The organism is Novosphingobium sp. PP1Y (genome assembly GCF_000253255.1).
Lineage (GTDB): Bacteria > Pseudomonadota > Alphaproteobacteria > Sphingomonadales > Sphingomonadaceae > Novosphingobium.
Genome location: NC_015580.1, coordinates 1,683,523 through 1,708,053 on the forward strand (window position 1 = coordinate 1,683,523; position 24,531 = coordinate 1,708,053).

Below are 24,531 nucleotides of genomic sequence, written 5' to 3' on the forward strand. Positions count from 1 at the left end.
CGATGGGTTGCAATCATGCGTCCTGCACCTTCTCTGCGGATGACCAGCGGAACTCCTCGCCCGTCGTCCACATGGCATGGAGGATGGTGGCGAGTTTGCGGGCCACGGCAACCTTCGCTTTCTTGAAGCCGCCGCGCTTGGCGATGCGCAGGCCCCAGCTTTTGAGCGCCGAAAACCGGTCGATGCGCGTCAGCAGCGCATTGGCGGCCTCGTAGAGACTGCGTCTGAGAAAGTCGTCGCCGCGCCGGGATATCCGGCCCGCTTTCATGGTTTCGCCTGAAGCGTAAATTCTGGGCGTGAGCCCAAGATAGGCGCCAGCGCTCGATGATCGGCGGAAACGCGCGGGGTCGTCGATAGTGGCAACAAACCCGAGCGCAGTGACGACACCGACCCCGGGCACAGTCATGAGGTGCCGCACAGTGGCATTGCTGCGCGCGGTCGAGCGAACCTTGGTGTCAAGCGCCCGGATTTGGGCGAGGATGTCCGCGCGTGCCTTCATCAGCGACTCGACCACAGTACGGATCGTCGGCGATGCGTCCAACTCGCCGCTGACGATTTCCTCGGCGCGCTTGGCGAAGCCGCCGACACGCTTGCCGAACACGATGCCGAAGGTGCGCAAAACACCTCGGATCTGGTTTTCGAGGTCGCAGCGGATCTGGACGAACTGGCTGCGCGTGGCGAGCAGCGCGCGCACCTCGTGGCTCGAAGCCGACTTCACATGCACGCTCTTGCACCAGCCCGTTCGCACGATCTGCGCGAGTCCTACAGCGTCATTACGGTCAGTCTTGGCCGGCATCATCCTCAAGGCTGCGTTGGCATGGCGCGCGTCCATGCAGACGATCGGCACTCCGCGCGCCATCAGTCCGTTCTACAGCCAGACCGACAAGGGGCCGGTCTCCAGCCCGGCGCGCGTCAGGGCGAACGGTTCGAGTGCAGCGGCTATCACGTCGGGGCATGTCGTCACCTTCCGTTCCGCGACAATACCTCCCTCCTCGTCGACGATGCAGATCGAGGTCGTTTGCTGGCTGACATCCAGCCCGGCATAATGCTTCATGGCGGTTCTCCTCATAGCGTCGGCACATTGGCCTGGGTTGCCACCAGCCAGTGTGGAGAGCCGCCACCCTCAAGGCGAGGCCCATCGGCGATTGACGCTATGTGGTGTAACTGCGCTCGCTGCGCTGTCGATCCTCGGTCGCACCGCCCATTCGCGCTATGCGCGCGCCGAGTTTGGCCTGATGAGCACTGAGCGTATTGGCCTTGATGCCTGAGCCCTCGACGTTACGGTTCATAAAATTGAATCCAGATCTTCGCACGACGCATCGCAAGATTATGAAACAACGTACTACAATTATAAATCAATCTATAAACGGTTAAAAATCATCATGTGGGATAATTATATGCCCGGATTTGGCGGATTATGGCCGTTAAATCCCAAATGTTCATCGAAAATTTTAATAATCTTGGTCGGCGTTTCCGGGTTGTCAATTGTCGCCGGAATATCAAATGATTCACGGTTCACGATTTTGCGGAGCAGACTACGCAAGATCTTGCCGGAACGGGTCTTGGGCAATTGGTCGACGACCAGCACCGCCCTCATCGCAGCGATCGCTCCAAGCTCGCTGCGGACGGCAAGGACAGCGCGTTCGGCAATGCTCATGTCAGCCGAATAACCTGTCTGCGGGGTGACGAAGGCGATCGGAACCATGCCCTTGATGGCATCGTCCGCACCGACGACCGCGCATTCGGCAACGCCCAGCTGCCGCGCGACGATCTCTTCCATCTGTCCTGTCGAAAGCCGATGACCGGCGATATTGATGATGTCGTCGGTGCGCCCCATGATGTGCAGGAAGCCGCCCTGGTCGCGGAAGCCTGCATCGCCGGTTTCGTAGTATCCGGGGAATGTCGCGAAATTCCGGGCGAACGTCGCCTGGTTGTTCCACAGCGAGCGGAAGGCCCCGGGCGGCAGCGGGGTCTTGATCACCACATTGCCGCTGGCCCCGTCGGGCAGGGCAGTTCCTTCGTCGTCGAGGATGGCGAACTGATATCCCGGCACCGGAAACCCGGCGCTGCCTGCCTTGCGGCGCAGATCGCCCATGGCGAAGCAGGTGGCGATGGCGGGCCAGCCAAGCTCGGTCTGCCACCAGTGATCGATCACCGGCAATCCGCTTTCCCGTTCGAGCCAGGCGATCGTTTCCGGGTCGGCGCGTTCGCCGGCCAGAAACACCGCACGGCACGCGCCGGTGCCGATCTCCTTCAGCAGCCGGGCATCGGGATCCTCCTTGCGGATCGCCCGAATGGCGGTTGGCGCCGTGAAGAAGCTCTTGACGTCATGGCGCGCGATGGTCCGCCAGAACGTGCCGGGATCGGGCGTGCCGACGGGCTTGCCTTCGAACAGGACTGTCGTGGCCCCGGCCAGCAGCGGGCCATAGACGATGTAGCTGTGCCCCACCACCCAGCCGACGTCCGATGCTGCCCAGAACGTGTCCCCTGCCCCGATGCCGTAGATGTTGGCCATCGACCAGGCCAGGGCCACGGCATGACCGCCATTGTCCCGCACCACCCCCTTGGGCGTCCCGGTGGTGCCCGAGGTGTAGAGTATGTAGAGCGGATCGCCCGAGGCAAGAGGAACGCACGCAGGCGCCGCCATGTCGGCGGTCTGGCGCCGCAGGTCGCCCCAGTCGATGTCGCGGCCTGGCGTCAGATCCGCCGCCAGCTGCTCGCGCTGGACCAGGACGACATGGTCGACCCGGTGCCCGGCAAGGGCCAGCGCCTCGTCGACCAGGGGCTTGTAGGCGATGGTGCGGCCGCCTTCGATGCCGCACGAAGCGGTGAGCACCAGTTTGGGCGCGGCATCGTCGATCCGCTTGGCCAGTTCAGGCGGGGCGAACCCGCCGAACACCACCGAATGGATCACCCCGAGCCGCGCGCAGGCCAGCATCGCGAAAACCGTCTCGGGGATCATCGGCATGTAGAGGATCACCCGATCCCCCTTTTGCGCGCCGAGGCTCGCCAGCATCGCTGCGGCACGTTCGGTTTCGTGCAGCAGTTCGCGGTAGGTGTAGCGGCGGATGGTTCCTGTTACCGGACTGTCATAGACAAGCGCCGCCACATCGCCGCGTCCGGCCTGGACATGCCGGTCAAGGCAATTGTGGCATGTGTTCAGGATGCCTTCGGGAAACCAGCCCTTGGTCTGATCGTAGGCGCGCGGCGGACTAGCGACCCAGCCGATCGCCTTTGCGGCCTCGATCCAGAATTGGTCTGGGCGTTCTGCAGCGCGCCGCACTGCGCCTGCGTAAGCCACCGCCCCGGTCTCATCGCTCATGGTTTCCGCTCTCCCTTGTTTTCTGTCTGCCCCGACGCCGCCCACCGCGAGACGAATATCGCTGCCACGACAATGGCCGCTCCGACCATGTGATAGGTTTCCAGCCTTTCCCCCAACAACAGCACTGCCAGGAAGACACCGAACACCGTTGGCAGGTTCATGTAGACTCCGGCCCTTACCGAACCGATCAGGGCTACCGCGCGGTTGAACAAGGCATAGGCGACCAGCGAGGGAAAGATGCCGACATAGAGCACCGCGCCAATCACCTCGATTCGCGGCATGGTGATGCCGCTTTTCGCCAGGCTGGCCAGATAGGGCAAGGCCAGCGTTGCCATGCCGACCGCGAACAGCACCGCAAGCAGCGTGATATGATGGATGGCGGGCACCTTGCGCAGGAAGGTCGCATAGGCTGAATAGAGGAAGACCCCAAGCAGCGCGAGCAGATCGCCGTGGTTGAGCCCGCCAAGGTCCAGTGCCAGGGGCTGCCCCCTGGTCACGATCCAGGTGACACCCGAGAAGGACAGCGCCGCACTGGCGACCAGCAGCGGCCGGATCCGCTCCCCGAACAGGATGCTCGGCATGACCAGGGTCATGATCGGCATGGTCGATTGCAGCAGCAGGTTGTTGGTGGCGGTGGTCAGCTGAAGGCTCCAGTAGCCGATGTAGGCGAACACCCCAACGCCGAACACACCCAGCACGGTCAGCATTGGCCAAGCTTGGCACAGAACCTTGCGATCGGCCACGACATGCCGCCAGGCAAATGGCAGCAACACCAACAGCGCAACCAGCCAGCGCCAGAAGGCCAGCGACAGCGGGGACAGCAAATCGCGCGCCGCCCGGCCGACGATGGGGTTCAGGGCCCAGAACAGCGAAGCGAGCGAAAGCAGCAGGAACGGCGAACCCCACACATAGCGCAGGGCCTGCCGAAATCCGGGAGAACCGTTGTCAGCATCCATCAGAACGAACCGCCCGGCAGCCTCAATTCCACTTGCACGTCATCGGCTTTTTGCATATCGTGCATCGCATTGCCCTTAGTGCACGAATCTGTCCCATGCAACAGCAGAGCGTGAAACCCGGAGAGAGCCATGAGCGGCGACACCGCACTTGTTGACAACGCCAATGCCAGCCAATCCCGTCAAGTGTTTTGGGACAAGGACGTTTACGACCTTGAGATTGAGCGGATCTTTTCGCGTGCCTGGCTGATGCTCGGCCACGAATCGCTGGTGCCCAAGCCGGGCGATTTCATCACGACCTACATGGCCGAAGACAAGGTCATCCTCTCGCACCAGAGCGACGGGACATTCCGCGCCTTCATCAATTCGTGCAGCCATCGCGGCAACCAGATCTGCCACGCCGACAGCGGCAATGCCAAGGCCTTCGTCTGCAATTATCATGGCTGGGTGTTCGGGCAGGATGGCTCGCTGGTCGATGTCCCGCTCGAATCGCGCTGTTATCACAACAGCCTCGACAAGCAGGCGCTGGCGGCGAAGCCGGTTCGGGTTGAGACCTACAAGGGCTTCATTTTCGGCTGCCACGATCCCGAAGCGCCCAGCCTGGAAGAATACCTGGGCGAATTCCGCTATTACCTCGACACCATCTGGGAAGGCGCCGGCGGCGGACTGGAACTGCTCGGCCCCCCGATGAAGAGCCTGCTCCAGTGCAACTGGAAGGTGCCGACCGAAAACTTCATCGGCGACGGCTATCATGTCGGCTGGACCCACGCCGCCGCGCTCGGCCAGATCGGCGGCGAGCTGGCGGGCCTGTCGGGCAATCGTGCGGACATTCCCTTCGATGATCTGGGGCTTCAGTTCACGACCCGTCATGGCCACGGCTTCGGGGTGATCGACAATGCCGCGGCTGCAGTCCACGTCAAGCGCGAGGGCTGGACCAAGTATCTGGCGGACACGCGGGACGAAGTGCGCCGCAAGTTCGGCCCGGCGCGCGAGCGGCTTTATGTCGGGCACTGGAACTGCTCGATCTTCCCCAACTGCTCGTTCCTCTATGGCACCAACACGTTCAAGATCTGGCACCCGCGCGGGCCGCACGAGATTGAGGTGTGGACCTATACCATGGTGCCGCGCGACGCCGATCCCGCAACCAGGAGCATGATCCAGCGCGAAGCCGCCCGCTCCTTCGGCACCGCCGGGACGCTGGAAAGCGACGATGGCGAGAACATGTCTTCGGCCACCTACATCAACCGTGGCGTGATCGCCCGCGATGGCCGGATGAACTCCACGATGGGGGTCGGCTACGAAGGGCCGCATCCGGTCTATCCCGGCATCGTCGGGATCAGCTTCATCGGCGAAACCTCCTACCGGGGGTTCTACCGGTTCTGGAAGGAAATGATCGATGCGCCCGATTGGGCGAGCGTGAAGGCCAACGACGACAATTGGGATTCGGTGTTTCCTAACCGCAATTTCTGGACCGATAGGCTCGACGCTGCCGAGTAGGCGTGAACACCGATCCGAAAAACGAGAATTACGGAGAGAGCATGTTTTCCGAACAAGTTCCGGTGACGCCGGATGTGCACTATGCCGTCGAGGCGCACTATCGCGCCGAAGTCAGACTGCTGCAGACCGGGCAATACCGCGAATGGCTGCAGGGAATGGTCGCCGACGACATCCATTACTGGATGCCGGTCTATGAACAGCGCCTGGCACGGGACCGGCGCCCCGATCCGACGCCCGACGATGCGGCGATCTACAACGACGATTTGGGAGAGCTCAAGCAGCGCGTCGAGCGGCTTTATTCGGGCCAGGTCTGGATGGAGGATCCGCCGTCCAGGATCCGGTATTTCGTGACGAACGTCGAAGCCTTCGAGGCTGGCAACGGCGAACTGGACGTCCTGTCGAACGTCCTGGTCTACCGCAATCGCCGCCAGACCGAGGTCACGGTCCACACGCTGGGACGCGAGGACAAGCTGCGCCGGGACGGCAATGGCTTCAGGGTCTTCCGGCGCAAGCTCATCCTTGATGCAAGAGTAACGCAAGACAAGAATCTGTATTTCTTTTGCTGATAACGCGCGATCTTGCGCAAGACCGGGAGAATTTGCATGGAAGCCTATGCCGCGATCATCGAACGCCAGGGGGGAGAATTCGTCCTCGACAACGTATCGATCGAAGATCCCCGTGATGGCGAGGTGCTGGTCAAGGTTGCCGCCGCCGGCATCTGCCACACCGACCTGACCGTGCGCGATCAGTATTACCCGACCCCGCTGCCGGCAGTGCTTGGCCATGAAGGTTCGGGCGTGGTCGAAAAGGTCGGCCGCGGGGTTACCACGGTCAAGCCGGGCGACAAGGTTGTCCTGTCGTTCAGCTATTGCGGCACCTGCCCGTCGTGCCTCAAGGGGCACCAGGCCTATTGCCCCAGCCTTTTCCCGCTCAATTTCATGGGCCGCAGGCTCGACGGGTCGACCCCGATCACCCGCAACGGCGAGGACGTGAACGCCTGCTTCTTCGGCCAGTCCTCGTTCGCGACCTATTCGATCGCCAACGAAAACAACTGCGTCAAGGTTGCCGATGATGCGCAGATCGAACTGCTCGGCCCGCTGGGCTGCGGCATCCAGACCGGCGCGGGCACTATCCTCAATGCGCTGCAACCGGCACCGGGCTCCTCGATCGCGATCTTTGGCGTCGGCTCGGTCGGCCTCAGCGCGGTCATGGCCGCCAAGGCTTCGGGCTGCCTCAGGATCATTGCGGTCGATCGCAATCCGGCCCGGCTCGCAGTCGCCCGCGAACTTGGCGCAACCGATGTCATCGACGCCTCGACCACCAATGCCCAGGAAGCGATTGTCGCCTTGACCGGCGGGGGCGCGGACTATGCGATGGATACCACCGCGATCCCGCAGGTGCTGCGTTCGGCGGTGGACAGCACGCACAACATGGGGGAAACCGCCGTGGTGGGCGGCGCCAAGCTGGGCACCGAATTCTTGCTCGACATGAACAACATGCTGTTCGGCCGCAAGCTGCGCGGGGTTGTGGAAGGCTCGAGCACGCCGCAGGTGTTCATCCCGCAGCTGATTGCCATGCAGAAGGCCGGCCTGTTCCCCTTCGAAAAGCTCTGCTCGTTCTACGATCTCGATCAGATCAACCAGGCTGTCGAGGACACCGAAAAGACCGGCAGCGCGATCAAGGCCATCCTGCGGATGTAAGGACCGCGTTCGCCAGCCGCCTTGCCGTCCCAGTGGCGGCAAGGCGCGGCATGCCCGGGGATATGGTTGACAAGTGCGGCATAATCCGCGGGGAAACCAGCAGCAAATGAACACCGTCTACACTTTCGGCGCCGGCGTTGCCCACGACGATCCGCGCGCCCGCGACAAGACCGTGGTCGGCGGCAAGGGCGCGAACCTTGGCGAAATGGCGCGGATCGGGTTGCCTGTCCCGCCCGGTTTCACCATCACCACCGAAGAGTGCCTGCACTTCCTTCGCGATCGCGGCGGCCAGTCCGCGCGGCTCGATGGCGACGTCGGGTCGGCGCTCACCCACATCGAAAGCGCGGTGGGCAAGAGGTTCGGCGATCCGGACGATCCCCTGCTGGTCTCGGTTCGTTCGGGTGCCCGGGTCTCGATGCCGGGCATGATGGATACGATCCTCAACCTTGGCCTCAACGACCAGACTGTGCTTGGCCTGGCTGCTTCGTCCGGTGACGAGCGGTTTGCCTGGGACAGCTATCGCCGCTTCGTCCAGATGTATGCGAGCGTCGTGCTCGAGATCGACCATGCGCTGTTCGAGGACGTGCTGGAAAAGGCCAAGGAAGATCGCGGCGTCTCGCAGGACGTGGACCTGAGCACCGCCGATCTGCGCACCCTGATCGGTGCATTCTTTGCCATCGTCGAGGCCGAACGCGGTGCCCCCTTCCCTCAGGACGTCAACCAGCAGCTTGCCTCGGCGATCGCCGCCGTGTTCGAATCGTGGGAGTCCGATCGCGCCAAGGTCTATCGCCGCCTCAATGGCATTCCCGGCGAATGGGGAACGGCGGTCAATGTCCAGGCCATGGTGTTCGGCAATCTGGGCGAAACCAGCGCGACCGGCGTCGCCTTCACCCGCAATCCGGCAACCGGCGAGAAGGCCTATTACGGAGAATGGCTGGTCAACGCCCAGGGCGAGGATGTGGTCGCCGGGATCCGGACACCGCAATATCTGACGCTCGCGGCCCGTACGGCCGCTGGAGCGAAACTGCCGTCGATGGAAGAGGCTATGCCGGAGGTCTTCGCCGAGCTCGCCGGCCTGTTCGAGCTGCTCGAACGCCACTATCAGGATATGCAGGACATCGAATTCACGGTCGAGCGTGGCAAGCTTTACATCCTGCAGACCCGTTCCGGAAAGCGCACGGCTAGAGCCGCCCTGAAGATCGCCGTCGATATGGTCGAGGAAGGCCTGATCGGTGAGGAAACAGCGATCGGGCGGATCGACCCGGCCTCTCTCGATCAGCTCCTGCATCCCACACTCGATCCGGACGCACCACGGACCCTGCTGGGATCGGGGCTACCGGCTTCGCCGGGGGCTGCCTCGGGTGCGGTCGTGTTCGACGCCGATACGGCTGCAGTGTGCGCCGAACTGGGCGAAAGCGTGATCCTGGTCCGGCAGGAAACCTCGCCGGACGACATCCACGGCATGCATGTCGCACGCGGGATCCTGACCGCCAGGGGCGGCATGACCAGCCATGCTGCGGTCGTCGCGCGAGGCATGGGGCGTCCTTGCGTCTCGGGGGCGTCAGGCCTTGCCATCAATTACCAGGCTCGCTCGGCGGAAATTGGCGGCATGCGCCTCGCCGAAGGCGACCTGATCACGATCGATGGCGGCACCGGCGAAATTTTTCAGGGCGCCTTGCCAACCGTGATGCCCGAGCTCGACCATGAATTCGCGACGGTGATGGCCTGGGCCGACCGCCACCGCCGCATGAAAGTGCGCACCAATGCCGAAACGCCGGCCGATTGCGAAGTCGCGATCAAGTTCGGGGCGGAAGGCATCGGCCTGTGCCGCACCGAACACATGTTCTTCGACGGCGAACGCATCAACTTCATGCGCCAGATGATCCTGGCCACAACTGTGGCCGAGCGGCTCGTCGCGCTCGAACGGCTGTTGCCCGAACAGCGCAGCGATTTCGCCCAGATCTTCGAGATCATGCAGGGGCTTCCCGTGACGGTGCGGCTGCTCGATCCGCCACTTCACGAATTCCTTCCACACTCCGATTCCGAATTCGCCGAGCTGTCCGCTGCGATCGGCATTGGCGTGGATCAGCTCAAGCGCCGGGCCGAGGAACTGGCCGAGTCTAACCCGATGCTCGGCCACCGGGGCTGCCGCCTGGGCGTGGTCTATCCGGAAATCTACGAGATGCAGGCCCGCGCGATTTTCGAGGCGGCCTGCGCGGTGAGCCGCGAGACCGGGCTGCCGGTCGTGCCGGAAATCATGATCCCCCTCGTCGGCGCGGCCCGCGAACTCGACATGCTCAAGCAGACCGTGATCCGGGTGTCGGAAGCGGTGTTCGCCGAGCAGGGATCGACGGTCGAATTCACCGTCGGGACCATGATCGAATTGCCCCGCGCCGCGCTGGTCGCGGACGAAATCGCCGAGGTTGGCGAGTTCTTCTCGTTCGGCACCAACGATCTTACCCAGACCACGCTGGGCATCAGCCGGGACGATGCCGGACGGTTCCTCGGCAGTTACATCGGCAAGGGAATCTATGCCAAGGACCCCTTTGTCAGCATCGATGTCGACGGGGTCGGCAAGCTGATTGCGATGGCCGCCCGGCTGGGCCGCGAGGCCCGCGCCGACATCAAGCTGGGGATTTGCGGCGAACATGGCGGCGATCCGGCTTCGATCGCCTTCTGCGACCGGGTCGGCCTCGATTATGTCAGTGCCTCGCCATTTCGCGTTCCGATTGCGCGCCTTGCTGCCGCCCAATCGGCGCTGGCCGCAACCTGACGCGGCGCACCGCCAACAACTCAACAAGACAAGACAAAGGGTGAAGGAGCCGTACAGTGGACTACGATCGCAAGGACGCCAAGAAGTGGGCCACCGCAACCGTCAAGGGGTTCTACCAGTGCCCGATCACCCCGATGACCGCCGACCACAAGTTCGACATTGACGGGATCCGCTACAACATCGACAAATACGTCGAAATGGGCCTTGATGGCCTGGTTGTCGGCGGTTTCATCGCCGAGTGCTGGAACGTCACCCCGTCCGAATGGATGCGCTATCACGAGATCGTCGCCGAGGCCAACGCCGGGCGGCTCGACCTCTGGACCATCATCCTCGACCCGTCGGTCCACCTTGCGTTGGAAAAGATGCAGTTCGTCGAGAAACTGGGCTTCAACGGCGCCGAGGTCATCAACCCGGTCGTCCAGCTGCGCACCGACGACGAAATTTTCGCCTGGTTCAAGTATCTGACCGATCGCAGCAACATGGCGGTCTGCCTTTACCGCACCCCGGTATCGGGCACCGTGCTGAGCTGGAACCTGATGCGCCGCCTGGCCGATCTCGATACCGTGATCGGGGTCAAGCAGGGTGCGATGAACCGCGCCGAAACGATCAAGATCCGCAGCCTTATGCCCGAAGGTTTCAACACCATGGAGCCTTTCGAGTATTTCTTCCTCGAAGACCTCCGGCTGGGCGGGACAGTGTGCTGGGGCGAACTGTCGTTCATGCTCTATGGCAACAAGCGCCACCTCGCGCTCGACTACATCAACCTTTCCAACCAGGGCAAATGGGAAGAGGCCCGCACCAAGTGGGAAGGCCTGCACGATGTCCGCGAATTCTACCATGACAATTTCGTCTGGGATATTGCGCGCACAGCGACCTATGCCTCGGCGCTGGCGAACATCAAGGCGTGGTACGAGGCGATTGGCCTCAAGGCCGGCCCGATCCTTCCCCCGGTCGCCGACGTGACCCAGCAGAAGAGGGAAGAAATCAAAGCCAGGCTCGTCGAGCTAGGAATCGCTTGAGCGAACGCGGGACACCCTTCATGACCAAGCAACTGCATTTCTGCATCCACGGCGCGGGCGGGCTCGGTTCCGTGATCGGCGGCTTTCTGGCCCGTGGCGGACACAAGGTGACGCTGATCGCCCGCAAGCCCCATGTCGAGGCGATCCGCCGGAGCGGTCTGCAAATCGAAGGGGTGCGTGCCCAGTTCGTGCAGCGCGACAACCTGCACGCGGTCGAAACGCCGGCCGAGGTCGAGGGGCCGATCGATTATTACATCCTGCTGACCAAGGCGAAAGGCACCGATCAGGCGCTCGCCGATGCCGCCGTGCTGGTCGATCGGACGGCCTGTGCCCTGACCTTGCAGAACGGGGTCGGCAAGGAAGGCAAGCTGCAGACCGCGTTCGGCAAGGCCAAGGTGATCGGCGGATCGATCATGGATGGGGCTACCCTGCTCGAACCCGGTCGCGCGCTCAACCACATGGCGGTTCCGGTCACCGCCTATTTCGGCGAACTGGAAGGCGGGGAAAGCGATCGCACCCGGATAATGGCCAAGGCGCTCGACTCCGCCGGCATGGGATCACGCTCGACTGCCGACATCACGCACGTCCATTGGGAAAAGTTGGTGCAGGTCGGCAGCGCTTCGTCATGGAGCGCCAGCACCCTGGGCGGCATCAAGGAGCTCGATTTCGTCGATGGTGTGGCAGTGCGCGAGGGCGCGGCCCAGTATGTCCTGATCGTCAAGGACCTGCTGGCGATATACCGGGCGCTGGGTTACGAACCGCAGAATTTCTTCGCGCCCGTCTCGCGGCTGGTCGAAATCAATGGCGAGAGCTTCGACGAAGCGCTTGCCGGGGTCATGGCCATGGTCAGCCGGTTCAAGCCGGAGAATCGACCGGTGCGGACCTCGATGCACGATGACCTGGTTGCGGGTCGGCGCATGGAAGTCGATGAAGTGTTGGGGCCGCTGGCCGAAGCCGCCGAGAGGCTCGGGGTCGATGCACCGACATTCCTTGGGGCTTACCGCGTTCTCAAGACCCTGAACACCTACCTTTGACCTTTCGGCACGGGAAGCCCACTTGAACCGCTATACCATAGCCAACATTCCCGGCGACGGCATCGGCCGCGAGGTCTTGCCCGCCGGGGTGCGGGTCTTGGCGTCGGTCGCGGAACGATGCGGGTTCGCGCTCGAGTTTCGCGACTTTAACTGGAGCTGCGAAACCTATCTCGCCACCGGCAAGATGATGCCCGATGACGGGCTGACACGGCTTGCCGATCATGACGCGATTTTCCTTGGCGCGGTCGGTTATCCCGGGGTCCTCGATCACGTCTCGCTGTGGGGCCTGCTGCTGCCGATCCGGCGAGAATTCGATCAATATGTCAATCTCCGGCCGGTGCGCTTGCTGCCGGGCATCCGTTCGCCGTTGCGCGACAAGACCACCGGCGATATCGATTTCTGGGTGGTGCGGGAAAATTCGGAAGGCGAATATTCGCAGATCGGCGGCCGCACCGGCACCGGCGAGGATGAAATCGTCATCCAGCAGGCCGTGTTCACCCGCCGCGGCACCGACCGGATCCTGCATTACGCTTTCGATTTCGCGCGCAAGCTTGGCCGACCGCACGTCACCTCGGCCACCAAGTCCAACGGGCTTTACCATTCGATGCCGTTCTGGGACGAGCGGTTCGCGGCGATCGGCGCGGAATACCCCGAGATCGCCACCGACCAGTACCATATCGACATTTTGGCCGCCCGGTTCGTGATGTCACCCGAACGGTTCGACGTGGTGGTCGGGTCCAATCTGTTCGGCGACATTCTGTCCGATCTCGGTCCTGGCGTGACCGGGACGATAGCGGTTGCGCCGTCCGCCAATCTCAATCCGCCCCGGCGCTATCCCTCGATGTTCGAACCGGTGCACGGTTCGGCGCCGGACATTGCCGGCCAGGGCATTGCCAATCCGATCGGCCAGATCTGGTCGGGGGCGATGATGCTCGACCATCTCGGCGAAGCGGAGGCCGGGGCGATGGTGCTGGCCGCGATCGAGGCGGTCCTGCGCGATCCGCAAGCGGTCTTGACCCCCGATCTGGGCGGCAACGGAAGTACCGAGGACCTGACCCGCCAGATCCTGGACCAATTGCCGGCAAGGTGAGGCCCCGGCAATCCCCGCGAACCTGAAGGAAGCAAACGCATGAGCCAAAAACGCCAGCTTCACCTCGGTGCGTTCATGCGACCGGTCAGTATCCATACCGGCGCCTGGCGCTACCCCGGGGCCATTCCGGATGCGAACTTCAACTTCTCCGCGATCCGGCAGTTCGCCCGCAAGCTCGAAGCGGGCAAGTTCGATGCCTTTTTCATGGCCGATCATCTCGGTGTGCTGAACATGCCGGTCGAAGCGCTGCGGCGCAGCCACACCGTCACATCGTTCGAACCCTTCACGCTGCTGTCGGCGCTGGCCGGCGCGACCGAACGGATCGGCCTGGTCGCGACCGCTTCGACCACCTTCGACGAACCGTTCCACGTCGCGCGCCGCTTTGCCTCGCTCGATCACATCAGCGGCGGGCGGGCCGGCTGGAACGTCGTGACCACGTCAAACCCCGACAGCGCCAAGAATTTCGGGTTGGAGGTCCAGCCCGATCATTCCGGCCGCTACGACCGCGCCCGCGAATTCTACGATGTCGTGACCGGCCTGTGGGACAGCTTCGCCGAAGACGCCTTCGTCTGCGATGCCCAAAGCGGCATTTATTTTGATCCCGCGCGGATGCACGTGCTCGATCACAAGGGGCCGCATTTCTCGGTTCTTGGTCCGCTCAACATCGCCCGCCCCCCGCAAGGCTGGCCGGTCATCTTCCAGGCCGGGGCCTCGGATCCGGGGCGCCAGCTGGCCGCCGAAACCGCCGAAGTGGTCTTTGCCGCCGGTTCCAATCTTGCGTCTGCAAAAAGCTTTTATGCCGACGTGAAGGGGCGGATGATCCCGATCGGCCGCAATCCCGATCATCTCAAGATCCTGCCTGCCGCCCTCGTCGTGGTGGGCGACAGCGTCGAACAGGCCAGGGCAAAGCGGGCCCGTCTCGACAGTCTGGTCCACTACGAAAGCGGAATTCATTCGCTGTGCGGGATGCTCGATTATGACGTATCGGGGTTCGACCCCGATGGCCCCCTCCCCGAAATACCAGAGACCAACGCCAGCAAGACGTCTCGGGAAATGCTGGTCGAACAGGCCCGGCAGAACAATCTCACGATCCGCCAGCTCGCCGCGAAAGCCGGCAGCTATGCCGGGCTCGCCTTCGTCGGCACGCCGGCCTCGATCGCCGACGAGATGGCGCAATGGCTGGAAGAGCGCGGTTCGGACGGGTTCGTGGTGATGTTCCCCTATCTGCCCGAGGGCCTCGACGATTTCGTCGATCTGGTGGTGCCCGAACTGCAGCGCCGGGGCCTTTTTCGGGCGGAATACGAAGGCACGACCCTGCGCGATCATTTCGGGCTGCCGCGCCCCGCCAATCGCTTCTTTTGACGCGGCAGGGCGGGAGCCGCAAGCAAGACTGGCAACGACACGAAAGGACCAAGCAATGGCCGCCTACTTCATCGCTTCCGTCACCTCCCACGACGATGGCTGGGTTTCGGATTATCAGGCCAATGTGCCGCCGATGGTGGCGCGTTTCGGCGGCGAACTGATCTGCCGCTCCACCCAGTTCGAACGCTTCGAAGGCGAAGGCGCAGCGCCGCACTATACGGTGATAATCCGCTTCCCCGCGATGGCCGATGTGCAGGCGTTCATGGCCTGCCCTGACTATGCGCCGTTCAAGGATGCACGGATCGCCGGCGCGACGTCGGACATTTTTGCGATCGCCGACTGATCGCAGCAGCCTTTCCAGGAGGTCGAACCATGCAAAGCTTGCGCACTTTCTTCATCGCCTGCGGCATCTGGTACCTGTGCAATCTCGTCCTGCTCTGGCCGCAGGTCTATGCGGGCGCCCTGCCACTGATATATCCCGGGATCGACTTGGCCCAGGGCAAGCCGGTGTTCGGCCTGCTGCTCGATGCCTGGCTGATCGTCGGGATTCAGCTGGCGGCGATCGGCGTCGTCGCCCTGTGGGGGGCGCGGCAGCCGTGGAAATACATCGCACTGGTCCCGGTGATCGTGCTGACCGAAGCGGTCGGCGCGGCCTGGGACCTCTACTCCCTGCTGTGCAGCGGCGAGGCGGCTTGGGTCGTCATCACGACGCTGGCGGCCCATGCGGTGATCGTGCTCGGCTCCTGGTACGCCTGGACCGCGTCGCATCGGGACAAGATGCAGCAAGGCTGAGGAGCCAGAGCGCGGGCCGGGGAACCGTCAGCCCCGGCTCAATATTACTGCAACGAAAAATGGAGAACAATTCTGTCAAGCGGGGCATCTAATACTACAGTTGCATTTGAAGTCGCTTTCTTCGATGGCAGTGAGCCGCGACGGACTGGTGCATTCGCCGCCATCGGGACCATGCCCAGATTGCTGCGGGATGGGTCTTGGTTGCGAGGAGGAGCTTCGCGATGAGACGCCGGATTTCCGGTGTTGTGAGGAGGCCCTGAAGTAAGCGCATCATGCTGCCCGTCGGTCCGGACTCGTTTTGTCCCGTTTACTTGGGTCGCCGAGTTCGGGTTCGGCACGGATCCAGGCGGCGCGGCGCTGATCGGCGGCGAGCTTGGCGAGGAAGGCGGCAGCGACGTAATCCTGCACGCGCTCACGCAGCACATCGGCCGACCAGGCGCTCCGGCCGAGCAGCGACTGGATTCGATAGGGTCGATCCAATCCCGCCTCCTCCGCCAGTATCCATCCCGTCTTGCGCTCCACGCCCGAAAGCAGCCCATCGATGAAAGCTCCGGCCGAGGCCCGCGTCTCCGCCCGGCCCAGCGCCGGGGCAAGATGCGCCTTCAACTCCTCAAGCGCTGCTCGCCAATCAACCAGCGTCCCCGCCCACTCCGCAACCGCCATGATCCAATCCTCCGCCGATCACCCGCAGAGAATCAGAAAGTAACTTCAAATGCAACTGTAGTACTAAGCGATCCTTATTCCGATCCCCTCGATCCACGTTCGGGGATGCTTCATTGGCGCCATTTTCATCCAAAGCGGTGATTGATCATTTATCGGCGCGCTCCTTGAATGTCGGATCACCGTCGAAGGGGCCATTTTCCATATCATTTGAAAAGCGCCCGGTACGGAGCACGGAAGACTGTTCAATAGATGTGAGAGGGGCGGTGACGTCGGCGGTACCCCTTGCGGAATCTGCCTGCTCCAAATAGCGATTACGCAGGCCATCTGACCCGAGCACCTGACGGTTCAGTTCTCGTGCGAAGGCATGAGCAGGAGTTTCAGATCGGGCGGCCGCACGCTCGGCTGCCGCAATCGCGTTGCGCACATCGTAGTTCACGATGTCTACGCTGGAGTTAGCAGTCTCCGAAGTAATTCCCATATCCGTGCTTTCAAAGCCGAGCTTCGCAGAGGCACCGCCCGCAATGGAATTGTTCGCCCGCTTCTGCCCGCTAACACCTTGCTTGTTTGTGGCAGCGCGACTTGCTGAGGCTGAGATAGAGGCTCCAAGGTTAGTCCCCATCGAATTCTGATCCTGTGCCGAGCGTTCGATGCTCCGCATCCACCCGGTCTGCGCCATGATCGCTTGAACATCCCGCTGCAGCGTATCGGCCACCTGCGGCTCCAACCGCCAGTTCCCGTGCCGATCCATTTCGAACCCACCGCGCAGCCAGTTTGCCATAGCGTCGTGGCCCTGCTTCCCGCCGCCCAGGAAATGCTCGATCGTGTCCGGCCCTGCCTGCTTTCCTGCCTCGAAACGCGTGCTGGTATCGCTGCGCGCCGACTGGCTAAAGCCCGCGCTGCTGGAAACCAGCACATCATCGTGCGCAAAGGAAAAGCGCGCCGTGCCCCCGTTGGCAATCGCGCCAAGCTGACTCTCGTTGATGAGACCGCCGCGCCACAATGCCGCAGCCGTGCGGGACGTCAGATTGAGACTGAAGTCCCCGTTCTGGTCCATCGCGATCTGGCGCCTGGTAAGCTTGATGCCGTGATCGTTGAGCAGCTTCTGCATACGGGTGAGCCGCTCATTATCGACGATGCGGGTTAGGCGCTCGTTGCGCGCTCTGTCGGCGATGCCGTCACCCCCGCCTTCTGCCATGTCGACCTGATTGCCCGAGGTCTGTCGCAGCGTCTGGATGAAGCTGTCGAGCCGGGCCGCTTGCCGTACCGAAGTCCCAGCTCCTGCGGCGCCTTCGGCATAACCAAAATTCTCCGACTGCCGCCGCTGCTCGCCGATGCGCGCGGCGCTGCGTGTACCGCCAGTTCCCACCTCCCGCTGAGCATCAAGCTTCCCGGACCGCTTGGCAAAGTCGTAGCCTGCAGCTTCGCGGGTGCGGCCGTAGACGCTAGTCCCTTCGCGCGCGGCCTCGGCGCTCGCTCCGTCCGCCGTCCCGACCTGGATCGCAGCATTGTAGGTTTCGAGCGCGCGTAGAACCTGAGCCTCATTCCGGCCAGTAGCGCGGGAGAGCTGGGTAATGGCAGAGGAGCGTGCCTCGCCCGAGAGGGCATTGATGAACGCGATGCGGCGGCTGGTTTCATCGAGAGGGAGGCCAAGCATGGAGGCGGCGGCGCGCTGGCCTTCGTTGTTCCCCGTTCGCCAGGCCTGCTCGGCAGCGATATTGCCGCGTTCCACTTCGGCCACGCGATCCCCGGCATAGTCGCGCCGGCCCTGCATGGCGCCTGCCTGAACCTGCGCGCCGGTCAGGTCGTTCTGCAGCATCTGCTCCTGCTCGTAAGCATTGGCGATGAGCTTGGCGAAGGTCGGATCGGCCCCGGCTTCGCCGATCACGCCCGATGCCTTCAGTTCCGCATCCGCCCTGGAATAGCCACCGCGCTCGAAGTGCCGCGCCGCGCCTTGGAACATCATCGAATAGGCGCGCTCGTCGCCGAAGGCCTTCCACTGCACCATGTTCTGCGCGAAGTCGGCGAAGGCCTTCTCACCTGACTGGCCCGCGCCAAAATATCCGGTGCCAAGGCTGCGCAGGGCATCCTTTTCGGCAAAGTTATGGATCGCCGCGGTCGTCGCATTGGCACGCACCGCGCGCGCGGTTGCCGGGTCTGCGAGACTGCGGCTACCAAGGGCAGGGGCGATCCCGCCAAGCTCGCGGGATGCATCGACCGCGCCCATTCCGAAGGCGGGGACACCGGGCATGCCGTTGTTCGCTTCGCCAAGGACCGTGTCCGCCGCGCCGAACGACCGGTTCGCCCCAAACGTGGAGCGTTCGCCAAAATCACCAAAGCTCGAGGTCGCGCTGCGCCTTGCTATCGTCCCGCTGGCGGAGGCCTGGGCTTCGAGGGCGGAGGCATAGCCCTCGCGCGTCGCCATCGGCGCGGCTGCCGCCGAACCCAGGCCCTGGGCCTGAAGCGCGCCGCCGGTGAAGCTCGAAAACACGTTCCCGGAAAAACGGAATACGGTGAAGACGAAGGCGCCAGCCAACCCTGCCGCCGCCGTACGGAAGGTGCCGAAGATGGCGAGGGCCTTCATCGCGGCTGAGGGCGCGAGCATCCAGGCATTGGCGGCAACCGCGTTGCTGCGCATCTGGGCGAGGACTTCCATCGCCCGGCCCAGCGTCAGCTGGTAGATCCCGGCATCGATCACACCCCACAGCGCGACGAACACGAAAAGCCCGATCGCAAAGCTCGCCACCCGCAAGTTTATGGGGGTCAGCACGAAGAGCAGAGCAATCGGCACCATGAAGAGCATGATGGCAAAGACAGTGGCCCGGATCGTCGGCATCCATTCGTTGGCTACCGACATGGTAGCAAGGCCATTCGAAACAATCGCCCGGTTGGCTATGACCCGGGCAGCGGCTGCCGGACTGTCCTCGAAAAGCACGTCGCCCACTGCATTGCCGAGCAGCACATCGCTCATGAAGGCCTGGAGGACAAGCGGCGTTCCCATCATCATTTGCCCCATGTCGCCAATGCGCCAGCGGCAACGGGCAAGCTGGGCGGCATCGGCTATGTCGTAACCCGTTCGCTGACAGACCTGCCGGGTGTAATCCTCGAACAGGGCGGGATCGGACAGCCGGGTATGGATATGATCCCAGGCCTCGGTGCAACTGACCGTAGTCCCTCCCTTGTCGGCGGCAGTGTAAATCGTGCTGAATGTCGATGGGCCGGCCATGGCCGCGAAGGCTTCGGGCAGGTCGGTTGCCGTGCGAAACAGCTGGTCATCGTCGACAGGGTAGGACGGAGAGACGCGCGCAACGGGATAGCATTGGCGCAGGTAATCCTTGATCGTCGCATCGAGGAAACTGTCGGTCATGGGGCCGTTTGGGGATACCGCGTTGAGGAAGAGATCAAAGCTGTGCCCACCCGTGCCGAACTCGAGCTTGGCATTGGGATCCAGCGTATTGTCGTCGATCGTCTCGGCGAGCGAGCGCTCCATCAGGTTGGTGACGCCCGCAACAAGCACGAGGAGGTTCGGCACATCGCCCACTGGCTGATAGGCGTTGCGCACCTTGTCGTAGACATGGACCGTGCCGGTCGTGGCGATGAGCCCTACGAAGAGACCCACACCCACCAGGATCTGGAAACCGAAAGCAACAAGGCCCATGCCTTGCCCACGCACGCTGGCGATCACGGCGCCAAGCGCGATCCCGACCACGGCAATGATCTCGACCAGCGTTTCGTAGCGCGGGTCGGCAAAGATCATTGAGACAAGCCGGAAAGCATCGACCGTTTCGGCAAAGCCATCATAGGTATAGAAGCTCGTATCGACCGCAAGGGCTGGCGTCGCGATAAGGCTCAAAGTCAGGGCGGTAAGAAGGCCGGAGACGGTGCGGGCAAGGGAAGGCTGGGTCATGGCTCGCCTCACCGGCCCGGGGCCGCAGCGGCACCGGCGGCATCGCGCGCATCGCGGTCTCGCTGGCGGATGAGACCGGCGTAATTGGCCGAGAGATTAGCGGCACCCAGCGCTGCCATGTAGCTCTGGCGCATCTGCGCGCGCTGGCGCAACACCTCCTCGCGAAGCCCTCGAAGCTGCTCGATACCCTTGGTGAGGATCCGGGTCTGGCACAGGTTCGTATTGGCGGCATCGGCTGCGCCCGCCGCATTGGCTCCGCGTTCGGCATTCGAGACGGCAAAGTCGATGCTGCGCGTGAGGTCATTGAGCATCTGGTAGGCGAGAGTGAGGGCAACCAGTTCGTCGGTGTCAGCGATCACCGAATCCGGAACGCCCTGGCGCACACCCCATTCGAGCATGCGATAGACGGGCAGGGTGCGGATATTCGCGACGAACTGGCGCTCGTCAGCCGTTAGCGCGCTGCGCGATCTGATCTTGCCGGCGATCGCTTCCATGCGCTCGCGCGCCAGATCCAGTGCGCCCTTGCCGCTTCCGGCCGAGCAATCGGCGGAAGTCGCCGGAATGTTGAGCGCGCGGCGCTGGACCTTGCCGGTCAGGAAATCCTCGACGCTTTCGGTATCCTGATGCGGGCACGCCGGGATCGCCGAGAAGAGCGGGACCTTGTCGGCTGCGTCCCAGCGCATGTAGACGTCGCCCACCCGCGCACGCATCACGCTCGCCCAGTCGCCTGCGCCGACGCGGGTCGCGGCATGGGAAAGCAGCGATCCGGTACGGAAGATCTCGGTGACCTCGGCCGGGCAGTTGGCGAGCGCGTCCTTCAGGTCCTCGGTCGGGTTGTTGGCATTGGCCTCGATCTTCTCACGGCTCTGCTGATAGCTCTTGGCAAAGCCTTCCTTCACCGACTTGTAGCCGGTCATCTCCTCGATGATGCCCGACATGTTCTCATCGCCTTTGGCGATCTGGACCATACGATTGGCAAGCCGGCAGTCGTTCACCTGGATCGAGTTCAGAAAGTTGGTTGCCGCTTCCATCTTGGAGATGATGTTGCCCATCTTCTCGTCCAGGGTTTCGAGGAGGTACTGGAAGGCGACGGCGGGTGCGGCCTGGAGGATGCTCTCCAGTTTCTGGACGAGGTAGTCGGGATCGAGGAAGGACATCCCGCCCAGGAACATGTCGATGCCGCCGCAGCCCGCCTTGATCTTGGGCAGGGTGAGACTGGTGAGATAGTCGTTGTGAACATCGACCCGGCCCGACATGCCTCCGGCGGTCACATAGCCGCGTGTCTGGTCCTCGAAGCTGCCTGGGCTCGTATAGGTGACGTTGTCGAACCAGGTCTCTGCCCAGCTCTGAGCATGGGCTGGCGAGCTTGCCGCGCACGAGGCGAGCAGCAAGGCTACAGCAATGCTCAGGCGGGCGGGGGGCTGGACCATGGCGGGCGTCCTTCTGTTCGTGCCAATGAGGGAAGGGACCGGCCCGCCATGAACGGTCCCTCAGCGATGGAATCGGGATGTCGGGCTTGCGCCCACGATCCCGGTGAACTTGGAGAGCGCGCGTACACCGACCTGAGCGCGCACGCCGGTCAGCATGCGCGCGGCCAGCCAGGCGTTGCGCGCAAGGTTGGGTGCATGATCAGTGCCGATCGCGATGGGGACCATGCGGGAGGGATCGTCGACGGGCCGGACCCAGGCAACGGGATGGCCGACCCAGGGCAGGCCAAGCCGGCCAGAGCGCAGCAGGGCCTCCTCGCTCGATATCGTGCGCACCTGCCAGCCATAGTGCTGGCGCAGAATGCCGAGCCGGGTCCACAGATCGGCGCAAGGCACACACCCCGTCGCGGTGCTCATCTCAATGACAAAGGCAGGTGCATAGGCGCGGAGCGACGGCGCGAAGTCGGGCGGAAAGTCGCGGGTGACCGGTACACGCGCAAGCCAGGCTTGCATTTGTGTGATGCTGGATACCGGATGAATTGCGGCTGCCCGCGCATCCTCGCGCTTGCCGGGGCGGGCCCAACTGGAAGGAGCAATCGCTGCCAGGCAGGTTGCGGCGATGACCAGGACCAGGAGGCGAATGGCTTGCTTCATTGGCCAGACCCAAAGGGAGTGGATTCATCTCCGATCCCACTATCCCGGGACAGGGCACGCGGATCGCTTGCCGCGATGGGGCCAGCGGAAAGCGCATCGAAGAAGCCGCCTTCCTCGCCCGCGCCCGTCATGAACTGTTCGGGCCGGATGTCGCCGGTGAGGAGCTTCACGGCCTGGTAGGCCATCTGGGCAAGGTTGGGATAGGCCTCGATCCCGGCGGCAATGACCATGCGCTGTTGGCTACCCCGCCGAATGATCATGGTGGTGGGCGTCACGTCAACGCCAAAGCGAGCACCCAGGTCCGGGCGCCGGTCGAGGTCCATCAGGCTGACCTGCCAGCCCATCTCGTCCTGGAAGCGCTGGACGATGGGCCACTGCACACGGCAGTAGCCGCAGGTGGTGCGCGAGAACATGACGAGCGCGAATTCGTTGGCGTGCGCCCGCAGGTAGCGCTGCCGGACCTCGTCCTTGTGCGCGGTGAGCTCGGCCCGGGCATCGCCGACCATCGGATTGGCTGACTTTGAGTTCAGGGCAGGGTTCTGCAACATGGCGATCTGGGTGAGCCCGGCAAAGGCGCGGGCCTTGCGGCGGGCGAAGTCTTCCAGGCGCCAGAAATCGGCGACGGCATCGACGGTTAGCACGGTGGCCGCATAGTCGCGCTGGTCCTCGATCAGCTTGCGAATGCGCGGCGGTGTCCATGCCGCGAGCGCTGCCATGGGCGGAATCACGGGTTTGACGAGCGCGTCGGCATCGCTCCCCTCGTCCGGCACCGGTTTGGGGGGCTGAACATACCACCAGTAGCCTTGCTTGACCTCGGGCGACCCAGTGTCTTGCTGCGCGAGCGCAGGAGACGGCAGGCTCAGCGCCGATGCCGCTGCTGCGAGCATCATGGCTGCCTTGCTTCGCGCCCTCACAGCACTTTCCTCATCCGGGTGAGGCGCAGAATCGCCACTGGTCCGTAGTAGCGGCTGTCGAAGCCATCGGGATGGGGCGAGCCGACATAGACCATGCCGGCCGGAATGACGCCGATTGTCGGATGCCAGTGCGTGAGCGCCTGCCCGTTCCGGCCCACCGGCTTGGAAATGCCGAGCAGTTTTCCGTTGCAGTAGTACCAGCCATCGCGCGTTCCGGGACGCATGGAAGGCCGCTCGACCATGGTGATCCTCTCGCCCGGCAGGCACAGCGCTTCCTTGGTCACGCTGACAGGTTCCGGCCCCGCGAGCGGATGCGAGAGCGTGAACATGACGAAGTCTCCCTTGCGGATGGGCCCCGGATCGGCGCGCACCGCGATTGCGGGGATCGAGGGGCTCATGACCCAGGTGACCTGCGGGATGGCCCACCAGGCGAGGAACCCTGCCGGAAGGACGATAGCGTAGGCTTTCCAGAGCCGGGCCGGGCGAACCGGCTCGCCGAGCCCCGCGCTTCCCAACGCAACGGCGGCGCGCAGTGGCAGATCCCGCAACGCAGGCCAGGCGCTCCTAGCGGTTTTCCAGGCGAGCCGCAGCATCGCGCACCTCCATTTTGCCGCCAAGGCGAGCGTATTCGTCGAGCATTCCGGAAAGAGCCGCATCACCGTAGATGACATGCGGGCTCACCGGCGTGTTGTCGCCCCGTTCGCAATAGGGCTGCGCCGGATCTCCGGGGATCATCGCCAATGCAGGCACGCGCGTGACGCCATGCTGGCGGAACACCAGCGGATCGACGATGATCTGGACATCGCGCATCATGCAGGCCGGTCCTTCGCAGCCCGGATCGACGCGCAGGATTTGCGCCGAGAGTTTCGCCATCGGGCCGACATGCGTCAGCCCGCCCGGCATCCCCCGAAACGCCATGACCCCGCCTGCTTTCTCAAGCTGCCCCGCATAAGTACGCAGCACCGCAACCGGCATGGACGACGACACGAACAGCACCGGCACCCAGCCTTTGGCCGAGGGTGATGGCACCGCCTGGGCGATAGGCATCACACCGGGCGCATCGAGCCCCAGCGCCTGCGCCATGCGCCTGGCCATGGCCTCGCGCTCGGTCGCCAAACCCTCGCGCGCCTTCTCGAGCCCTGCACGCGCCCGTGTCTCCAGTTCTGGCGAAGGTGTCCGCGCCCGGAGACCATCGAAGGCCCGGCGCCTCTGTTCGTCGGGCAGGTCCGGGAGCGCGGTTGGTCCCGATCCGGTGTCCGTCTTCTGCCGGCTTACGGCCTCCTTCAGCCGGTCCATGGCCGCCGTGCCCTCCTGCGCCACCGGACTTCCTGCTCTCGGAGCCTCATTGACCAAAGTCTCCTGAGACAGCGCAGGGAAGGCAGGGACGAAAAGCGACAGGACGAACAACGCGAGGGTGCGCCCATTGC

Annotated in this window: 22 protein-coding genes; 10 read left to right on the plus strand and 12 right to left on the minus strand. The window is 63.6% G+C overall.

What is annotated here, in order from left to right; genetic code table 11:
- Positions 1–13: 13 nt before the first annotated feature.
- From PP1Y_RS14060 to PP1Y_RS14070, 5 genes are all read right to left on the minus strand, one after another.
- Positions 14–859, minus strand: a complete 846-nt coding sequence (locus tag PP1Y_RS14060; RefSeq protein ID WP_013832841.1) for an IS110 family transposase — start codon at positions 857–859, stop codon at positions 14–16.
- A 9-nt stretch (positions 860–868) separates the two neighbouring features.
- Positions 869–1,054: a hypothetical protein gene (locus PP1Y_RS26365; RefSeq protein WP_232512685.1), complete on the minus strand. Its 186-nt coding sequence runs from the start codon at positions 1,052–1,054 to the stop codon at positions 869–871.
- Between the two features lie 97 nt (positions 1,055–1,151).
- Positions 1,152–1,289 carry a hypothetical protein gene (locus tag PP1Y_RS26020; RefSeq protein ID WP_158511854.1) on the minus strand — a complete coding sequence of 46 codons (138 nt, stop codon included), beginning with the start codon at positions 1,287–1,289 and terminating at the stop codon, positions 1,152–1,154.
- A gap of 104 nt (positions 1,290–1,393) precedes the next feature.
- Complete coding sequence (locus PP1Y_RS14065; RefSeq protein ID WP_013832843.1) at positions 1,394–3,322, minus strand: AMP-binding protein; 1,929 nt, start codon at positions 3,320–3,322, stop codon at positions 1,394–1,396.
- Complete coding sequence (locus PP1Y_RS14070; protein ID WP_013832844.1) at positions 3,319–4,278, minus strand: DMT family transporter; 960 nt, start codon at positions 4,276–4,278, stop codon at positions 3,319–3,321. Before PP1Y_RS14070 ends, PP1Y_RS14065 begins: the two co-directional genes overlap by 4 nt.
- Positions 4,279–4,407: 129 nt before the next feature.
- Between PP1Y_RS14070 and PP1Y_RS14075 the strand changes: the two genes are divergently transcribed.
- From PP1Y_RS14075 to PP1Y_RS14120, 10 genes are all read left to right on the plus strand, one after another.
- Entirely contained in the window at positions 4,408–5,772 is a 1,365-nt protein-coding gene (locus PP1Y_RS14075) for an aromatic ring-hydroxylating dioxygenase subunit alpha (protein WP_013832845.1), read from the plus strand.
- A gap of 41 nt (positions 5,773–5,813) precedes the next feature.
- Entirely contained in the window at positions 5,814–6,338 is a 525-nt protein-coding gene (locus PP1Y_RS14080; RefSeq protein ID WP_013832846.1) for an aromatic-ring-hydroxylating dioxygenase subunit beta, read from the plus strand.
- A 36-nt stretch (positions 6,339–6,374) separates the two neighbouring features.
- Positions 6,375–7,472, plus strand: coding sequence for an NAD(P)-dependent alcohol dehydrogenase (locus PP1Y_RS14085; RefSeq protein ID WP_013832847.1), 1,098 nt, complete (start codon positions 6,375–6,377; stop codon positions 7,470–7,472).
- A 106-nt stretch (positions 7,473–7,578) separates the two neighbouring features.
- Positions 7,579–10,245, plus strand: coding sequence for a pyruvate, phosphate dikinase (gene ppdK, locus PP1Y_RS14090; protein ID WP_013832848.1), 2,667 nt, complete (start codon positions 7,579–7,581; stop codon positions 10,243–10,245).
- Positions 10,246–10,301: 56 nt separating this feature from the next.
- Positions 10,302–11,264 carry a dihydrodipicolinate synthase family protein gene (locus PP1Y_RS14095; protein ID WP_013832849.1) on the plus strand — a complete coding sequence of 321 codons (963 nt, stop codon included), beginning with the start codon at positions 10,302–10,304 and terminating at the stop codon, positions 11,262–11,264.
- A gap of 20 nt (positions 11,265–11,284) precedes the next feature.
- Positions 11,285–12,298: a ketopantoate reductase family protein gene (locus PP1Y_RS14100; protein ID WP_013832850.1), complete on the plus strand. Its 1,014-nt coding sequence runs from the start codon at positions 11,285–11,287 to the stop codon at positions 12,296–12,298.
- A 22-nt stretch (positions 12,299–12,320) separates the two neighbouring features.
- Complete coding sequence (locus tag PP1Y_RS14105) at positions 12,321–13,388, plus strand: tartrate dehydrogenase (protein ID WP_013832851.1); 1,068 nt, start codon at positions 12,321–12,323, stop codon at positions 13,386–13,388.
- Positions 13,389–13,427: 39 nt separating this feature from the next.
- A complete protein-coding gene (locus PP1Y_RS14110) occupies positions 13,428–14,750 on the plus strand; it encodes an LLM class flavin-dependent oxidoreductase (RefSeq protein WP_013832852.1) in 1,323 nt (440 codons plus the stop codon).
- A gap of 55 nt (positions 14,751–14,805) precedes the next feature.
- Positions 14,806–15,093: a DUF1330 domain-containing protein gene (locus PP1Y_RS14115; protein ID WP_013832853.1), complete on the plus strand. Its 288-nt coding sequence runs from the start codon at positions 14,806–14,808 to the stop codon at positions 15,091–15,093.
- Positions 15,094–15,122: 29 nt separating this feature from the next.
- Positions 15,123–15,542: a BphX family protein gene (locus PP1Y_RS14120; RefSeq protein WP_013832854.1), complete on the plus strand. Its 420-nt coding sequence runs from the start codon at positions 15,123–15,125 to the stop codon at positions 15,540–15,542.
- Between the two features lie 270 nt (positions 15,543–15,812).
- Here PP1Y_RS14120 and PP1Y_RS26620 read toward each other — a convergent pair whose 3' ends face one another.
- The 7 genes from PP1Y_RS26620 to PP1Y_RS14155 all read right to left on the minus strand — a co-directional run bounded on the left by PP1Y_RS26620 (position 15,813) and on the right by PP1Y_RS14155 (position 24,400).
- Positions 15,813–16,205: a transposase gene (locus PP1Y_RS26620; protein WP_013832855.1), complete on the minus strand. Its 393-nt coding sequence runs from the start codon at positions 16,203–16,205 to the stop codon at positions 15,813–15,815.
- A gap of 145 nt (positions 16,206–16,350) precedes the next feature.
- Entirely contained in the window at positions 16,351–20,109 is a 3,759-nt protein-coding gene (locus tag PP1Y_RS14130) for a conjugal transfer protein TraG N-terminal domain-containing protein (protein WP_013832856.1), read from the minus strand.
- An 8-nt stretch (positions 20,110–20,117) separates the two neighbouring features.
- Positions 20,118–21,539 (minus strand): conjugal transfer protein TraH, encoded by a 1,422-nt coding sequence (locus PP1Y_RS14135; RefSeq protein WP_013832857.1) that lies wholly within the window; start codon positions 21,537–21,539, stop codon positions 20,118–20,120.
- A 60-nt stretch (positions 21,540–21,599) separates the two neighbouring features.
- A complete protein-coding gene (locus PP1Y_RS14140) occupies positions 21,600–22,190 on the minus strand; it encodes a hypothetical protein (protein WP_013832858.1) in 591 nt (196 codons plus the stop codon).
- Complete coding sequence (locus PP1Y_RS14145) at positions 22,187–23,077, minus strand: conjugal transfer protein TraF (RefSeq protein ID WP_013832859.1); 891 nt, start codon at positions 23,075–23,077, stop codon at positions 22,187–22,189. The genes PP1Y_RS14140 and PP1Y_RS14145 overlap by 4 nt, the downstream gene beginning before the upstream one ends.
- Positions 23,078–23,100: 23 nt before the next feature.
- The gene (locus PP1Y_RS14150; RefSeq protein WP_013832860.1) at positions 23,101–23,697 is read right to left on the minus strand and encodes a S26 family signal peptidase; all 597 of its coding nucleotides are present in this window, start codon (positions 23,695–23,697) and stop codon (positions 23,101–23,103) included.
- Complete coding sequence (locus PP1Y_RS14155; RefSeq protein WP_013832861.1) at positions 23,669–24,400, minus strand: type-F conjugative transfer system pilin assembly protein TrbC; 732 nt, start codon at positions 24,398–24,400, stop codon at positions 23,669–23,671. Before PP1Y_RS14155 ends, PP1Y_RS14150 begins: the two co-directional genes overlap by 29 nt.
- Positions 24,401–24,531 lie beyond the last annotated feature (131 nt).

Excerpts from the sequence above, each read along its gene's own strand:
- PP1Y_RS14060 (WP_013832841.1), bottom strand. The coding sequence starts at position 859 with ATGGCGCGCGGAGTGCCGATCGTCTGCATGGACGCGCGCCATGCCAAC.
- PP1Y_RS26365 (WP_232512685.1), bottom strand. The coding sequence starts at position 1,054 with ATGAAGCATTATGCCGGGCTGGATGTCAGCCAGCAAACGACCTCGATC.
- PP1Y_RS26020 (WP_158511854.1), bottom strand. The coding sequence starts at position 1,289 with ATGAACCGTAACGTCGAGGGCTCAGGCATCAAGGCCAATACGCTCAGT.
- PP1Y_RS14065 (WP_013832843.1), bottom strand. The coding sequence starts at position 3,322 with ATGAGCGATGAGACCGGGGCGGTGGCTTACGCAGGCGCAGTGCGGCGC.
- PP1Y_RS14070 (WP_013832844.1), bottom strand. The coding sequence starts at position 4,278 with ATGGATGCTGACAACGGTTCTCCCGGATTTCGGCAGGCCCTGCGCTAT.
- PP1Y_RS14075 (WP_013832845.1), top strand. The coding sequence starts at position 4,408 with ATGAGCGGCGACACCGCACTTGTTGACAACGCCAATGCCAGCCAATCC.
- PP1Y_RS14080 (WP_013832846.1), top strand. The coding sequence starts at position 5,814 with ATGTTTTCCGAACAAGTTCCGGTGACGCCGGATGTGCACTATGCCGTC.
- PP1Y_RS14085 (WP_013832847.1), top strand. The coding sequence starts at position 6,375 with ATGGAAGCCTATGCCGCGATCATCGAACGCCAGGGGGGAGAATTCGTC.
- ppdK (WP_013832848.1), top strand. The coding sequence starts at position 7,579 with ATGAACACCGTCTACACTTTCGGCGCCGGCGTTGCCCACGACGATCCG.
- PP1Y_RS14100 (WP_013832850.1), top strand. The coding sequence starts at position 11,285 with ATGACCAAGCAACTGCATTTCTGCATCCACGGCGCGGGCGGGCTCGGT.
- PP1Y_RS14110 (WP_013832852.1), top strand. The coding sequence starts at position 13,428 with ATGAGCCAAAAACGCCAGCTTCACCTCGGTGCGTTCATGCGACCGGTC.
- PP1Y_RS14115 (WP_013832853.1), top strand. The coding sequence starts at position 14,806 with ATGGCCGCCTACTTCATCGCTTCCGTCACCTCCCACGACGATGGCTGG.
- PP1Y_RS14120 (WP_013832854.1), top strand. The coding sequence starts at position 15,123 with ATGCAAAGCTTGCGCACTTTCTTCATCGCCTGCGGCATCTGGTACCTG.
- PP1Y_RS26620 (WP_013832855.1), bottom strand. The coding sequence starts at position 16,205 with ATGGCGGTTGCGGAGTGGGCGGGGACGCTGGTTGATTGGCGAGCAGCG.
- PP1Y_RS14130 (WP_013832856.1), bottom strand. The coding sequence starts at position 20,109 with ATGACCCAGCCTTCCCTTGCCCGCACCGTCTCCGGCCTTCTTACCGCC.
- PP1Y_RS14135 (WP_013832857.1), bottom strand. The coding sequence starts at position 21,539 with ATGGTCCAGCCCCCCGCCCGCCTGAGCATTGCTGTAGCCTTGCTGCTC.
- PP1Y_RS14140 (WP_013832858.1), bottom strand. The coding sequence starts at position 22,190 with ATGAAGCAAGCCATTCGCCTCCTGGTCCTGGTCATCGCCGCAACCTGC.
- PP1Y_RS14145 (WP_013832859.1), bottom strand. The coding sequence starts at position 23,077 with ATGCTCGCAGCAGCGGCATCGGCGCTGAGCCTGCCGTCTCCTGCGCTC.
- PP1Y_RS14150 (WP_013832860.1), bottom strand. The coding sequence starts at position 23,697 with ATGCTGCGGCTCGCCTGGAAAACCGCTAGGAGCGCCTGGCCTGCGTTG.
- PP1Y_RS14155 (WP_013832861.1), bottom strand. The coding sequence starts at position 24,400 with ATGGACCGGCTGAAGGAGGCCGTAAGCCGGCAGAAGACGGACACCGGA.